Annotated in this window: 10 protein-coding genes; all 10 read right to left on the bottom strand. The window is 57.9% G+C overall.

Translation table 11 applies throughout. From position 1 onward, the window contains the following. Nucleotides 1-95: 95 nt before the first annotated feature. The 10 genes from HQL76_13165 to HQL76_13210 all read right to left on the bottom strand — a co-directional run bounded on the left by HQL76_13165 (nt 96) and on the right by HQL76_13210 (nt 12,395). Complete coding sequence (locus tag HQL76_13165; protein ID MBF0110113.1) at nt 96-2,147, bottom strand: PAS domain S-box protein; 2,052 nt, start codon at nt 2,145-2,147, stop codon at nt 96-98. A 75-nt stretch (nt 2,148-2,222) separates the two neighbouring features. Beyond that, complete coding sequence (locus tag HQL76_13170; protein MBF0110114.1) at nt 2,223-2,996, bottom strand: response regulator; 774 nt, start codon at nt 2,994-2,996, stop codon at nt 2,223-2,225. After that, entirely contained in the window at nt 2,993-4,336 is a 1,344-nt protein-coding gene (locus HQL76_13175) for a hypothetical protein (protein ID MBF0110115.1), read from the bottom strand. The genes HQL76_13170 and HQL76_13175 overlap by 4 nt, the downstream gene beginning before the upstream one ends. 47 nt (nt 4,337-4,383) lie before the next feature. Continuing rightward, a complete protein-coding gene (locus HQL76_13180; GenBank protein ID MBF0110116.1) occupies nt 4,384-6,150 on the bottom strand; it encodes a type II/IV secretion system protein in 1,767 nt (588 codons plus the stop codon). Between the two features lie 38 nt (nt 6,151-6,188). Beyond that, nucleotides 6,189-8,132 (bottom strand): tetratricopeptide repeat protein, encoded by a 1,944-nt coding sequence (locus HQL76_13185; protein MBF0110117.1) that lies wholly within the window; start codon nt 8,130-8,132, stop codon nt 6,189-6,191. Between the two features lie 36 nt (nt 8,133-8,168). Continuing rightward, nucleotides 8,169-9,968, bottom strand: coding sequence for a hypothetical protein (locus tag HQL76_13190; protein ID MBF0110118.1), 1,800 nt, complete (start codon nt 9,966-9,968; stop codon nt 8,169-8,171). Between the two features lie 522 nt (nt 9,969-10,490). Further along, nucleotides 10,491-10,691 carry a 30S ribosomal protein S21 gene (locus HQL76_13195; protein ID MBF0110119.1) on the bottom strand — a complete coding sequence of 67 codons (201 nt, stop codon included), beginning with the start codon at nt 10,689-10,691 and terminating at the stop codon, nt 10,491-10,493. 181 nt (nt 10,692-10,872) lie between these two features. Next, nucleotides 10,873-11,388: a SoxR reducing system RseC family protein gene (locus HQL76_13200; protein ID MBF0110120.1), complete on the bottom strand. Its 516-nt coding sequence runs from the start codon at nt 11,386-11,388 to the stop codon at nt 10,873-10,875. Between the two features lie 25 nt (nt 11,389-11,413). Then, complete coding sequence (locus HQL76_13205) at nt 11,414-11,725, bottom strand: zf-HC2 domain-containing protein (GenBank protein ID MBF0110121.1); 312 nt, start codon at nt 11,723-11,725, stop codon at nt 11,414-11,416. A gap of 100 nt (nt 11,726-11,825) precedes the next feature. After that, a complete protein-coding gene (locus tag HQL76_13210; protein ID MBF0110122.1) occupies nt 11,826-12,395 on the bottom strand; it encodes a sigma-70 family RNA polymerase sigma factor in 570 nt (189 codons plus the stop codon). Between the last annotated feature and the right edge of the window lie 134 nt (nt 12,396-12,529).

Raw genomic sequence — 12,529 nt, forward strand, 5'->3', positions numbered from 1 at the left:
AAGGGGCGCGTGGAAAAACAAAGTCAAAAACAAAACCCTGGGGGCAATCCCCCAGACCCCTTTTTTCTTTCAATAATGCAAACCCAGGGCGCGTCTCAGGGTTCCGGCAAAGGGATGTCCATATGAACCGACATCCCTTTGCCGGGAGAACTCTGACACACAATGGTCCCCCCCAACGTCTGGGTCACCAGATTGTAAACGATATGCATCCCCAAACCACTGCCGCCAAGATCACGGCGCGTCGTGAAAAAAGGTTCGAAAATTCGATTCCTCGTCTCCTCGTCCATTCCCTTGCCATCATCACGATAAATAAAATGCAACCGCTTTTCCACAGAGGAAATCTCCATGGTGATCCGCCCAGGCCGGTCGGGATCGAAAGCATGGATCCGGGAATTGTTGACCAGATTGATCACAATCTGCGAAAACGCCCCAGGATGGCTGCGTACCTCCAGGCTGTCGTCGCAAATCACAAAAACAGTCAACTTTGAATTCTTCAGATGATGATGCAACGTCAAAACCGACGATTCCACATATTCCCGTACCTTGAAAAGCCTCGGTTTTTCACTCGACTGATCGACCGCCACCGCCTTGAAACTGCGTACCAGATCGGCGGCCCGTTCCAGATTGACGCGAATCAAACGCGCCAACCGTGTCGTGGAGGCCAAATACTCCTTCAACTCCTCTTCCGATACCCCTTCACGCTGCAACATGCGCTCGAACTCCAGGGTTCGATCCTCCAACTCGGAAGAGGCCGTCACGCCGATGCCGACCGGAGTGTTGATCTCATGCGCCACCCCGGCCACCATACCCCCAAGTCCCGCCATCCGTTCCGATTGCACCAGCTCGGAATACAGCCGCTTTTCCTCGGAAATGTCGGCGATCATTCTCACATACGAAGGTCTTCCCTCCATGACCATCGGATTGACCGCCAGACGAATCGGAAACACCGAACCATCCTTGCCTTTCCCCTCCGCTTCGAAAACCCTCCTCCCCGAGAACCGATCCCCTCCCTTTTCCAAGACATCGACGACTTCCCCCTGACGCCGCAAACGCATCCCGTCTTGTATCAGGGACCCCACCTCGCGTCCCACGATCTCCTCGCGTCGGTAGCCAAAAAGTTCTTCCGCCGCCGCATTGAAAACCCGGATGTTTTCCTGATCATCGGTGACGATGATGCCAAACGGGGCGCTTTCGATGATCGTCCGTTCCAATTGCACAACCTCCTCGAACAGACGTTTTTCCTCCGACATGTCCACGACCATGGCAATGAACATGGACCCCTCTTCACCATCCATGCGACTGAAGGCCAAACGAATGGGAAACACCTCGCCATTCTGGCGCAATCCCTCAAGATCGAAAGGAATTTGACCGATCAACTGAAGATTTTCCGCCATGGAACAACAGCGAACGACATCCTCGGAAAAGGTGCGCAGAGGAACGGGGACCAATTCGATGGCCTCCCGACCGACGATCTCCTCCTTGCGGTAGCCAAACATTTTTTCCGCCGTGGCATTGAAAAGTCGGACAACACCTTTTTTGTCCACGGTCAGAATGCCACAGGGGGTGTTTTCGACGACCATGTGCCACATCATGCAGCCGCGACGCATCCGGCGATCCAGCGCCATCCGTTTCAAGGCCCCGGCGGTCACACAGGCAATGGCTTCGAGAAAATGGAAACACTCCCGATCGCTCTCGGCCCCGTCATGGACATAAAGAACAAAAACCCCTTCGATCCGATCATCGACCCGGATCGGCACATTGTAATGTCCATGCGGTTTCATTCCGGGATAAACGATTTCATGATCATGGTCGATCCGCGAGGAAAACAGGATTGTCCCACGCATTGCCGCCTTGCCGCAAAGACAATGACCGAAAGGAACCCGGGCACACAAAGACTTCTGTTCCTCGGGCATGTTGCGCTGGGCCGTCAAAATCAGTTCCCGCCGCTCTTCATCCACCAGAAAAGCCGCACCCCGATCCATGGCCCCGAGAAAGGAAAAATGGGGAAACAGGTTCAACGCCTTTTCCAGAAGTTCCACCGGATCATGCGCGGCAAAAGATTGTTTGAGAAACGCATTGATCCCTTTCAGAATCTCAACTTCCTGACACAACCGATCCATCTCGGTGGGCGGGCTGGAACGCTTCATGGGACGACCCCCGTTCTTTTCGAAATCCTTCACATTTCATGATCCAGCGATCATCCAACATCCTGTTCCGGAACATCAAACAGACCCCACCTCCAACATGATCCACTTTTCCTGTCCCTTCGTGTCGCTGATCAACCGGCCCGATAGCAGAACGGGAAAAGATTTTCCCGAAGGAAGGTTCACTCTTTTCGGAACAGCCAACGGTTTTTCATGCGCCAGGATATCTTCCAGCAATTGTCCCACATCCCGATCCTGAAACAAGATGCCCACCGGCTGGTCGCGCAATCCCGGAGTGGGACGACCGACCAGCCGTACCGCCGCCGGATTCATGTAGCGGATCGGCCCAAGCGGCGTCGGAGCGCACAGGATCACCCCGATGCCGAGCGAGGTGACGATTTCCTGAAAGGCCCACAGGCTTTCATTCAGATTGCCCACCTGCTTTTCCAGCACCTGTTCCCGCTCGCGAAAAGCGCGTAACCGGGCCGATTCCTCCAGCCCCTTGCCGACCACGGCGATCAGTTCATCCAATACATAAGGCTTGCGCAGATAGACATCGGCGCCGGCTTCCAACCCCTCCGGCAGCCCGCCATCCCTCCCGGTCAACATGATGATGTAGGTCGCCGCAAGTTCATGCTTCCCGCGCAGTGCGCGACACGCATCGATGCCATTCATGACCGGCATCATGATGTCGAGAATGACGACCTCGGGATGGTATCGTTCGGCCATCCGGACTGCCGCCTGTCCATTGTCCGCCTCCAGGATCGCATCCTCGCCAAACATTCTTCCAAGCTGCCTTCTCAATGGAACGCGAATCTCCTGGGCATTGTCGTCGGCAATCAAAATCTTCATGATCCCTTCCCTTCCATCGACACCCGGGGGAGCCAGAAGGTGAACACGCTCCCCTTGCCCAACTCACTTTCCACCTTGATGTCACCCCCCTGCCGGCGAACCAGTTCCCGGGTGATCGGCAACCCCAGGCCGGTGCCACCCGCCCGCCGGGTGGAGGCGTTATCCACCTGCTCGAACGGTTGAAAAATCACCTCGAATTTATCCCTGGGAATGCCGATCCCCGTATCGGCAATCCTGAAACCGATCCGGGACGACTCTCCGAGAAGGGTCAACCCGATCCCCCCCTGCACGGTAAACTTGAGGGCGTTCCCCAACAGATTGAACAGAATTTGTTTGAAACGTTTTTCATCCGCCAGAATCACCGCCTCCCCGTCCCCAAGGTCCACCGTCAACGACAGGCCCCTCTTCTCCACCATCGGAGACACGATGGCAACCACATCCCCGATCACCCCGGAGACCGACAGCGGCACGGGATCGATGAGCAATTTACCGGCCTCGATCCGGGCAAAATCAAGGATGTCCTCGATCAATCCCAGAAGATGCTCCACCGACTTCAATCCCTGGGCCGCAATCTCCCCGACCTCCGCCCCGACCTCGCGCAACGCCTCGGAAAACCGGGCCGTCACAACCGAGTCATCGAGGGATTCGATCAGTGACTGAAGTTTCCGGACACCGGAAAACAAATGAAACTGGGTGGTGAATTCCTCGAACGGCCCTTTGGTCCCCTGCAACGGCGTCCGCAACTCATGGCTCATCATGTGCAAAAAATTGGTCTTGGCCTGACTTGCCGCATCGGCGGCCTGGCGCAGTTCATGCTCGCGCTGGCGCGCTTCGTCAAGGGCGCACATGTCCCGATGGGCACGAAGAGCCACCTTGATCGCCGTCTTCAAACGCCGGCTCGTCAGGTCCGATTTTTCGAGAAAATTGTTGATATCGTATTCCTCGAAGATTTTCTCTTCCGGAAACTGGCCCGCCTGCCCCGTCCGCAGCAGAATGCGCACTCTTCTGTTGCCCAGCTCCTCCCGGATGAATCGGACGACATCCAGTCCCGACGTGTTGCTCTCCATGATCACATCCAGGAGAACCGCCGCCGCGTCCCCATGGATCCGCAGCAATTGGATCGCCTCCTCCCCCGAATATCCCGAAACCAATTGCAGGGGACGCTTCTCGAAGGTAAAATCGCGCAACACCTCCTCGGTAAGAAAGTGGATGTGGCGATCGTCATCGACGACGATGATTTTCCATGGTTCCCCCAAAGGTTCCACGGGTTGCTGCCGGTGCGTGGGTTTGGTCTTGAAAACCATCCGCTTCTTGCCTGTTTCAATGTTTCCTTCTTCCATGGTCTTGACTCCCCAGGGTGTTGGATGACACCATGCCTCGGTCCTTTTCACGAACCGGAAGGTCTGACGGCCCCCGCCGCATGAATCGTCCCGCCGATCGATCCGACCCGTTGGGTCAGATCGACCACCCGTGACACCTCTCCAATATCGGTACTGCCATTCAGCACGCAGCGGATGCCGTCGTCCGCCAGCGATTGAAACCCCTTGGTCCGGGCCACCCGCTCCATATCCCGAATGGATGCTGAATGAACGATCATTTCATCCAGTTCCTCATCAAAACGCAACACCTCGATGAGCGCCAACCGCCCCCTGTACCCCTGATGATCGCACTTTTGACAACCCACGGGGGAATAAATCGTCACATCCCCGTCTTCCCGATCGTCGCGATCCAGGGCGAGCAGACGCCGTTCGACCGCGGAGGGGCGATGGAGACGGCGGCAGTGCGGGCAGAGGCGGCGGACCAGACGTTGCCCCAATACGCCGATCAGGTTGCCCGACAACAAATCCTTGGGAACCCCGATGTCGAGCAAACGGCCAATCGCCTTGATCGCGGAATTGGCGTGGACGGTCGAATAGACCTGATGACCGGTCATGGCCGCCCGCATGGCCATTTCCGCGGTTTCCCGATCCCTGATCTCCCCGACGAGAATGACATCGGGATCCTGCCGCAACATTGCCCGAACCCCATCGGCAAATCCCATCCGGGTCGCGGGATTGACCTGCGACTGCCGAATCTGCTGGAGGGGATATTCCACCGGATCCTCAAGGGTCATGATGTTGATCGATTCGCTGTTGATGGAATCCAACATCGAATAAAGGGTCGTCGTCTTGCCGCTTCCGGTCGGACCGGTGACAAGGATCATCCCCTCGGGCCGGGCCATCATCAACTTGAGGCTTCCGAGGGATTCATCGGTAAAGCCCATCGACGCCAACGGCATGATCCCCTTTTGCCGGTCAAGGATACGCAACACAATGTTTTCACCAAACGTCACTGCCATGCACGAGACACGAAAATCAATGGGACGGCCAAACAATTGCATGGAGATATGACCATCCTGCGGCGCACGGGTTTCGGCAATGTTGAGCCCCGCCATGACCTTGATGCGCACCGTGATCATCGATTGATATTTGCCATGGAGGCTGCGAGTCTGGCGCATCACGCCATCGATGCGGTAACGGATGCGTAAAAAACGTTCCTCGGGCTCGAAGTGAATGTCGGAGGCGCCCCGCTTGACGGCGTCGGACAACAGTGCATCGACCAGACGCACCAGGGGTTGGCTGTATTCGTTGCCGAATCCGGCAAGGCTCGCCTGATCCACCTCCCCCGTTTCCATCTCCCGGAGGATCCCCTCCACCGACCATTCGAACCCGAAGAACTGATCGATGGCATGATCAAGCTCGACATCGCCCGCAAGCAGAGTGGTGATGCGGACATCCTCCCCCAACAACGAACGCATCTGATCCAATGCCACAACGTTGAACGTATTGGACATGGCAACGGTCAGATGATGTTCGCTCCGATCATAGGAAATCGGCAGCATGCGCACCCGCTTGGCGAACTCCTTGTTCACCAGCCGCACTGCCTCCGCATCCACCACCACCTGCGACAAATCGACGCTCCGCTGCCCCAGGGCTTCCCCCAGAAGGTCGCGCATCATCCCTTCGGAGACAAACCCCATCTCCACCAGGACCTTGCCCAAGGGTTTTTCCTGCCGTTGCTGCTCGGTCAGGGCGATGCGCAACTGATCGGCGCTGATCACCCCCTTGCGGGTCAATAGCGTCCCGAGCATCTCCCTGGATCGTTCACCATTCATCGCCGCCCCTCCCCCCACGTCGCCGTCCCGGAAGTCGATCATCGCATGGGATTTTCCGCCGCTTCGGCCCTTGCCTCGGGAAGGTCCTCCCGCTTCATGGCCAAGGCCGCGATCCTTTTTTCCACCGCCGCCACATCAAACCCACCCGGTTGTCGCGCTGCCAGCTCCAGGGCCTTGCGGTAGTAGTTCAAGGCAGACGCCCTCTGCCCCAGGTGATCCAGACTCACGGCAAGATTGAAGACATAATCGGGATTGTCACCCCCGCCCGCCATCGCGTTGAAAAAGGCCTCCTGCGCCGCCCCCCAGCGCTTCTGACCCGCATACAACGTTCCCAGGCTGAAATGAAGATGATGGGCATCGGGTTCCCGTTGCAGGATGGCCTTGATCACCGACTCGCTTCCTGACGGATCATGGTCGGAACGGATCCCCGTCAATCCCGCCAATGCCACCGTGTTGCCAGGATCCAGACGCAACAGTTCCAGGTAATATCCCGCCGCATCCCGCAACCGTCCCCGCCGGATCATGACCGCTGCCATCCCCGCCAGGGCATCCTTGTTTTCCCCATCGCGCGCGAGAAGTTCCCGGTAGCCCCGGGCCGCCTCATCGACCTGTCCCCGCTCGAAGGTTTCACGCAGGCGCATCAGACGCAACACCTCCTTTTTCTGTTCATCCCCCGAAGACACAGACATCGATGCGCCTGGAGATTCCCGTTCCAGCCACTGCCCTCGCCGCTGGCGATCGGTATGTTCCGCCACATCCACCGCCCCAGGCATCTCGGCAACCGGAACAGAACCCATTACCTCAGTCGCCAATCCAGCTGGGGTCTCCCCGGAAATGGCCGCGATCGATGGTTGGGACACATCAAGGGGCAGCGCCGCCGGGCTTGATGATGGCGCCGGCGCAGCCCCCCCCGAAGGAGGTGGCGCAACCATGGGCGCTGAAACCACCGTCGATGCCAGTGGAAGTGCCCCTGGCGGTGACACAACCGGCAACACCCCTCCCGTCGGTCCGGATGGCGGCAGGGAAACCGATGCCCCATCCACCCTCCCCAAAGCCGGCCCCCCGACCGGTCGTACAACGAGGGTGTTCCAGTAGACCACTCCACCCAGCGCCAACCCACCGAGAATCATTGCGGAAAACCCGGCCATCGGAAGCCAGCCGCGCCGAAAGGAAACCGGTCGAAAGGAACCCGCATCCCGCAATTTTCGCGCATTTTCCGGTGATCCGCCGCGCACGGCAGGGGAGGAAAAACTTTGGCCTCCGGCCATGTCGGCGGCAACCGCGGATACAGCCAAACCCGCGGGACCGACCGATGTGGCGGAATCGACACGCGCAGAGGATGCGGCAAGACCATCAGGACCAATGGACACGGCGGGATCAACAAGACCAACGGACGCGGTCGGGCCAACAGGACCGACACCATGGCCGGCGGATCCCGTCGGGGCCGCGGAGGCGACAGGAGTGACAGGGACTGCCTGTGCAGCCATGGACGCCGCCGCGGGCCGCATGTCACGAGAGGATCCGGCCTGGGGCCCTTCTCCCGCAAACCCCATTTCCCGCCCCTCGTGGATTCCCGGATCCAGTTGAAAAACCAGTGCGGCAACGTCCCCTGTCTCCGACTCGGACCCGGGCTGGCAATTTTTTGCCATCGATGGATCCCAGGAACCCGATGTGTCGTGGCTGTCCCCGACCCAGGGTTCTTCCCGAGAACGCTTCCAGGGAATCGATTCAATCTGCCGTCCCCCCACTTCGAAGGGGATGGTTTCCAGGGGTTCGTTCCGGGCCATCGCGGGAAAGGGGACTGCCTCCGCCGACACTTCCGGTTCCCCGGCGGCATCCTGACGGGCCAGCATCGAAGGGGTTCCGGAGTTTACCCCCCCGTCCCGACGGGATGAAAACGACCCATCATGACCATCCCCCTCCAGGTCCCGTTGGCCCCGGTTGCGTTCCGCCACCTCCAGAGCCCGCAGCAACATGCTCATGGCCACCCCTCTCCCGGTTCATCCTTTTTCCCAGACTCACTCCAATGCCGGCATCGAACCTTTTCCCGCCGGCGCCTGCTCCACGGAAAACCGGATCGAATCCTGCCGTTGTCTCATGGTGTCCGGAGTCATGACGGTCGGCCTGATGAAGATGGCCATTTCCGTCTTGCTCCGCGTTCGTTCGCTGGCGCCAAACAAGGGTTCGACAAACGGCAGATCACGCAACCCCGGCAGCCCCGTCTTTCTGGACTCGGCAAAATCCTTCATCAACCCCCCGAGGACGACCACCTGGCCCGTCCCCACCCGCAACACCGAATCCATTTCCCGCACCTGGAACAGGGGATAGGCATTGCCATCGGGACCGATGAAGTCACTGATCTTCTGGGACAGAACGGGACGGACATGCAGAGAGACGATTCCGGAACGTTCGACATTCGGGGTCACCGACAGGATCAGCCCTTCCAGGGCCTCCTTTTTGACGAAGGTTGTCTTTCCCTTCTTCTTGACGGTGTTGCTTGTATCCGATTCGGTGGTTGTCTCCTCGAATTTCGTTTCGAAATAGATGTGTTGATCGCCAACCTTCATGACCGCCGTCTGATTGTTGAGCGCCATCACCTTCGGGCTTGACAGCACCGTCACATCACCGAACTCGTCGAGCATCCGGAGGGACACCCCGATGACGTTGCTCTTGTCGCCCCCGGTCTTGAACTGATGACCCACCCCCACGAACGGCTGCCGGCCACTGCCACCAAACGTCCGGGTCAATCCACCCGCATCCAGCAAATCCATCACCCGAGTCTCGCCACCGCTCACGACCGTCTCGCCCACCTCCACCCGCGTCCCCGTCTCCCCGCCCGTCACACGACTCCAGTCCACCCCATGAATATGGTACTCGTTGAGCTTGATCTCGACGACCGTGGCCTCGATCAAGACCTGCTGTTGCGCCGTGGCGACGATCATGTCGAGAAATTCCTGAATCCGCCGCTGTTGACCGCGGGTCGCGAAGACCGACACGACCCCGGTCCCCTTGTGGATCACCAACGACTCGTCCCCTTCCTTTTTCTTTTCCTCTTCCGGATCATTCCCGCCATCCTTGCTCCGCCCCCGTTCACCAGGAACCGACACCTCCGGGGTCGGATCAACCGGTGGTCGCGTCAGCGCATCGCTGGCGCCACCCTTGTTTCTCTTGGCGCGATCGGCGTTGTCCACCTGGATGATCTTGCGGATCCCCTCGGAAATCGGCTCCCAGAAATCCATTTCAAGTTTTGCCGTGATGCCGGCGCTTCCCGCGCTCGCCCCCTCCTCGCCCCCGCCCTGCTCCAGACTGAGATTCATCTCCGAGGACGATTCGCGCTTCATGTTGAGATAATCAACCTTGTAGGTATGCCAATAGGGACGATCGGGCCGGATGACAAGGTTTGTTCCCTTGAGGTCGTAAACCATATCCACCTGACGGGACAGGCGCTCCAGAACGACCGTCAATGGTTGATCGACCGCATTGAGGGTCACCCGTCCCGAAATATCGGGATGAATATCGGCGGTGATGCGGGAATTGCGCACCAGCGTGAACAGGACCTCGCGTACCGGGACATCGAAGACGACGATGGTGTAGCGTTCCTCGGGAGGAGCGGGCGGGGGAATTCGCGGGGTCGCCTGGACAATCCGGGGAATATCCGCCTCGGTCCCCTGGCGCGGGTCCGATTGCGGATGAAGATGCGCGGATGAAACCGGAAGTCCCGGATTTCGACAGCCGGTCATCATGAACAGCGCCAGAACAAAGGCAACGCGCCGGGTTCGCCTCCGAAGTCCGCCCTGGATCCCAATCCCCTCGACCATGATCATTCCAGAATCCCCGACACGTCCCATCCCCAAACCCGATTCCGGAATCCCCCCATTCGGCCCGGCAACAGGCCTCCCCCACTGCGACATGCCGTCGGTCCGCAAACAAAACCGCCATCACCCCATCATCATCACAGATCCCACCCCTGGAAATCCACGGGAAAACTTTCTGTTGGCACTCAGGTTGACCAAAGACTTTGCGTAACTCCCCAGGTGCCCCCTCCGGTTCGAGATTATTGAAAGAAAAAGGGGGCTGGGGGATTGCCCCCAGGATTTTGATTTTGTTTTGTCAGGGGAGAATGGCAATGGACTGCCTTTCCGTGTCGATTCGCGGAAAGGCAACCCCATCGCAATCCGGAGACGGTTTCAGAGCCTGGGATGGGTTGAATTTTCTTGACCGCGAAAAAAAAGCAACACAACCCGGTCCGAAAACAGACCGAAGAAAGGGTATCAATAAAAAAACGGGAAAGGGATCGATCGCCAGGAATCAAGCCTGGTTTCGGATACTCCCGACCCCTGCTACACGCCTGCGGTCACGGCGCGGCGGATCTTCTTGCGCAGACGGCGGACTGCCTCGGCCTTCTTTCTTCTTTTCTTCTCGGAGGGTTTTTCAAAAAACTTCCGCTTCTTCATCTCCCGGAACATACCTTCGCGGATCATCTTTTTCTTAAGGACTCGAATGGCTTGATCCACATTGTTTTCGTAAACATCAATCCTCACGAAACATCACTCCTTTTCATCATTGATGATTGGCTCATCCATCAGCTTATGGCAGCTTTGGCGGGATGATGGTTTGGCGGAACAAAAAGCCGGGATGCTAGCTGTTTTCCACGAGGATTTCAAGCACGATCGCACATGCGACATCCTTCCCCCCCTCCAGAAAGGGAAGGATCCCGGAACACTACCTCTGATCGTCACGGCGGGGATGAAACTGAAGAGGAACCACCCTGTTTTCCATTGCCCGCCCCGCCGGACCCGCGAGAATGGTCCGGACGACCGGCATTTCCTCCCCCCGCAGCCGCCCCTCGAATCGCTTCAACCCGAAAAAGAATGCCAGCATCAGGGCCAAGCCCATCGCCCCGCCCACCCCCTCGGCGGTGGCCAGGGGAATGCCAAACGCAAGCGCCAGGGCACGAAAGAGAATACCGCCGACGAAAAGGGCGATGACCGGAACGACATAAACCAGAAACGAGGCCCGCAGAAAATAACGTTCGGAAATTTCCAGAAGCACCCGGTCGCCGACTTCGGCGCCGGCCAGGTTTTGCGCCTCCAGACGAATCTCTTTTTTTCCGGCCCCCAGGGACAGTGTCGTGCAGGCCCCTTCTTGATGGCAGGAACCGCAACTCCCCTGACGTTGACCCACGACGACCACCCGGTCTCCCTCCGCGGCGACGACGATTACCTCTTCTCGAATCATGGGCGTTTCCTTTGCCGCCATCCCTTCAGAAAACCTGCCCACTCCAGGGAAACAAACACAACAACAAAGTAAAACCGATTTTTTTCAAAAACGCCATCATCCCTCTGGACGGCGGTCCGATCCGTTCATTGCTGATGGCGCTCATGACCGAGTTGGTCAGGTCTTCCGGATGGCATAACATGAACCGGTCGCCCACCCCCCCCTTGATCGTCGCCATCCGATCCAAGGTGCGACAACAATGATCGCAGACAAGGAGATGTTCCGTCACCGAATTGACGATAATCCCATCCAGTTCACCGTCGAGAAAAGCGGAGACAAGCTCAGGATTGCACCCCATGATCACCCTTCCGATAAACGAGTTCCGATGGTTCCGAATCGGTATCTGTTAACGATATACACGAACGGATCATGAAATGGCAAGCGATTCTTCCCTTGTTTCATGTGGAAGATGGTCCCATGTATTTTTGCATGCGATCGATGATCTCCTGCCGCGCCCGGTAGATGCGCGAGCGTACCGTACCGATGGGACAATCGAGGGACCGGGCGATTTCCTCGTAGGAGTAACCGTTGACGTCGCGCATGATGATGACCGACTTCATGGAATCGGAAAGAGTGTTCAAGGCGTTTTCCAGATTCCTGAGCATTTCGTCACGCAGGACGAGTTTTTCAGGGGTATTGTTGTCGCGCAACTGCGGCGCCACCAGTTCAACGTCGTCGATATCGTTCTCCAAAGGGGCCCTGGAGGCGGCGATCTGGTGATTCTTGGTCGTATTGACGGCGATGCGATAGAGCCAGGTGTAGAACGCGGAATCGCCGCGAAAATGATTCAGGGCACGATAGGCCTTGATGAAGGTTTCCTGGGTCAGATCCCGCACCTTGTCGGGATCACGGACCGAACGGGCGATGACGGAGGCGATTTTTCCCTGATAGCGCCGCACAAGGAGTTCAAAGGCCTTCTGATCGCCCTTGATCGTCCGCTCCACAAGAATTTTATCACCTTCGCTCACGTTGGCAGCCTGGGTCGAAACGTTGATCGATTGGACAGGATGGATGCAAAAAAATTCCGAACCATGATAATGTAAGAGGCGAATGAAAGCAAAAAACTTTTGTAAACAATTATGGCGCCACCTTCAACCACAAA

The organism is Magnetococcales bacterium (assembly GCA_015228815.1).
Lineage (GTDB): Bacteria > Pseudomonadota > Magnetococcia > Magnetococcales > UBA8363 > UBA8363.

Coding starts and splice junctions, on each gene's coding strand:
- HQL76_13165 (MBF0110113.1), bottom strand. CDS start 2,147: ATGAAGCGTTCCAGCCCGCCCACCGAGATGGATCGGTTGTGTCAGGAA.
- HQL76_13170 (MBF0110114.1), bottom strand. CDS start 2,996: ATGAAGATTTTGATTGCCGACGACAATGCCCAGGAGATTCGCGTTCCA.
- HQL76_13175 (MBF0110115.1), bottom strand. CDS start 4,336: ATGGAAGAAGGAAACATTGAAACAGGCAAGAAGCGGATGGTTTTCAAG.
- HQL76_13180 (MBF0110116.1), bottom strand. CDS start 6,150: ATGAATGGTGAACGATCCAGGGAGATGCTCGGGACGCTATTGACCCGC.
- HQL76_13185 (MBF0110117.1), bottom strand. CDS start 8,132: ATGAGCATGTTGCTGCGGGCTCTGGAGGTGGCGGAACGCAACCGGGGC.
- HQL76_13190 (MBF0110118.1), bottom strand. CDS start 9,968: ATGGTCGAGGGGATTGGGATCCAGGGCGGACTTCGGAGGCGAACCCGG.
- HQL76_13200 (MBF0110120.1), bottom strand. CDS start 11,388: ATGATTCGAGAAGAGGTAATCGTCGTCGCCGCGGAGGGAGACCGGGTG.
- HQL76_13205 (MBF0110121.1), bottom strand. CDS start 11,725: ATGGGGTGCAATCCTGAGCTTGTCTCCGCTTTTCTCGACGGTGAACTG.